Below are 1017 nucleotides of genomic sequence, written 5' to 3'. Positions count from 1 at the left end.
GTACCGGGGATCTGGCCCGCTACCTGCCGGAGGGCAATCTGGAGTTCCTGGGCCGTAACGACCATCAGGTTAAAATCCGTGGTTTCAGGATAGAGCCGGGGGAAATTGAAGCCCGGTTGGTAGAACACCCGGCGGTGAATGAAGCGGTGGTACTGGCGCTGGGTGACGGGCAGGAGAAACGGCTGGTGGCTTATGTGGCGGCGGAAGCCCATGAGGGGCTGGTCAATAGTCTGCGTACTCACCTGAGTGCGATTTTACCGGATTATATGGTGCCGTCAGCCTTTGTGCGGCTGGATGTGTTGCCGTTGACGCCTAACGGTAAGTTGGATCGTCAGGCGTTGCCGGCCCCGGACAGTGAGGCGTTTGCCCGTCAGGTCTATGCGGCGCCGGAGGGGGAGACAGAAACTACCCTGGCGGCGATTTGGTGTGAGTTGCTGGGGATTGACCAGATCAGCCGGCACGATAATTTCTTTGCTTTGGGGGGCCATTCGTTGCTGGCGATGCGGGTGATGAACCGGGTAGCGGCGTTAGGTATTGAACTGCCGCAGACCACCCTGTTTACATTCCCCACGTTGATGGCTTTTGCTGAGGTCATGGCGGCCCGGTCTGGTCAACAGAACGCTAGCCTGCCGGCCATTCTGCCGATATCCCGCGAGGAAGCGCTGCCGCTGTCATTTGCTCAACAGCGTCTGTGGTTCCTGGCTCAGTGGGATGGTGCCAGTGAGACTTATCATATCCCGATGGCCCTGCGCTTGGGTGGTCAACTGGATATCGTGGCCTGGCAGCAGGCGCTGGATACCCTGTTCGCCCGTCATGAGGCGTTACGTTCTGTCTTTGTCTCGGTTGACGGTCAGCCGCAGGTACGGCTGCTGGCGGCAGATAGTGGTTTACCTTTATCTCAACATGACCTGCGCGGACTCCCGGATGCCGATATGGTGCTTGAGCGCTTGAGCGCCGGAGAAATCCATACGCCATTTGATCTTGACCGTGGGCCGCTTATCCGCGCCAGCCTTATCC

Annotated in this window: 1 protein-coding gene; it reads left to right on the top strand. The window is 58.9% G+C overall.

Going from position 1 to position 1017, the window contains the following annotated elements:
- The coding region (locus EAE89_RS23000; RefSeq protein ID WP_214086668.1) for a condensation domain-containing protein at nucleotides 1–1017 on the top strand (1017 nt) is incomplete at both ends.

Origin of the sequence: Photorhabdus heterorhabditis (assembly GCF_018448905.1) — a bacterium.
GTDB lineage: Bacteria > Pseudomonadota > Gammaproteobacteria > Enterobacterales > Enterobacteriaceae > Photorhabdus > Photorhabdus heterorhabditis.
The sequence above is the reverse complement of the archived record's forward strand: the minus strand, read 5'-3'. Positions and strand labels throughout refer to the sequence as shown.